Consider the following 998-nt stretch of genomic DNA (forward strand, 5'->3'; position numbering starts at 1 on the left):
CGGATCCCGCGCGCCCCGCGCGACGCCCCGGCGGGCTCACGTACGGGCGCGCCCGGTGGGCTTTCGTACGTGCTGTACGAGCGTCCGGCTGCGGGGCGATGGGGCCGTACGCTCCCGGACCCCGCTCGTACGGCCGACCCGGTCCGGCCCGCCCGTCCCTACCAGCGCTCCGGGTCCCGCCCCGCCACCCCGAACACCGCCCCGTCGGGCGCCCCGGCGTAGACGTGGCCGCCCGCGAGCACGGGCTCGGGCAGCGCGGCGGGGATCCGGTCGGACTCCGCGCCGAGCCGTGGCCGGGTCTGCCCGAGGAGCTTCCCCTCGCGGGCGTCGACGCCCAGCAGCCGCCCGTCGGGAGCGGTGACGTACACGTGCCGCCCGTCGGAGACGGGCACCGAGCCCCGGCTCACGCCCGTCTCCAGCCGCCACCGCTGCTTCCCCGCCGCCATGTCGACGGCCACCAGCGAACCGCCCGCGCCCATCAGGTACACGGTGTCCCCGTGCACGCCGGTCTCCGCCTGCGCGACCGGCACGGGCAGCGTCACCCGGCGGACGGCCCCGGTGCCGGGCGTGTAGCGGAGCACGGCCTTCGCGTCCCCGTACACGGCGCCGCCGGCGACGAGGTACACGGCCCCGTCCGCCGTCGCCCCCACGGGCGTCAGGTCCCCCTCCAGCTCCGCGTCCCACCGCACGTCCCCCGTCGCAGGGTCCACCGCGGTGACCCGGGTCCCGCTCCCGTCCCCGGACGGACCGGCCGCGTACGCCGACGGCTCGCCCGACTCCTCCGACTCCCCGGCGAACGAGGAGAAGTACGGCACGGCCTGCCCCGGAATCCGGCGGGACCACCTGGTCTCGCCCGAGGCACCGTCCACCCCCGTGACCGTTCCGTCGGAGCGGGTGAGCAGGAGCATGCCACCGACCGCCCGCACCCCGTCGTACTCGGGCGGGTCCTCCCGCCACACCGGCTCGCCCGTGGCGGGGGCGAGCGCCCCCCGGCCGCC

Annotated in this window: 1 protein-coding gene; it reads right to left on the reverse strand. The window is 78.5% G+C overall.

Annotation, left to right across the window (positions count from 1 at the left end; translation table 11 throughout):
* Nucleotides 1-158: 158 nt before the first annotated feature.
* The coding region (locus B7767_RS34205) for a PQQ-binding-like beta-propeller repeat protein (protein ID WP_179167403.1) at nucleotides 159-998 on the reverse strand (840 nt) is incomplete at its 5' end.

The organism is Streptomyces sp. 13-12-16 (assembly GCF_002114215.1).
In the GTDB taxonomy this organism is placed as follows: domain Bacteria; phylum Actinomycetota; class Actinomycetes; order Streptomycetales; family Streptomycetaceae; genus Streptomyces.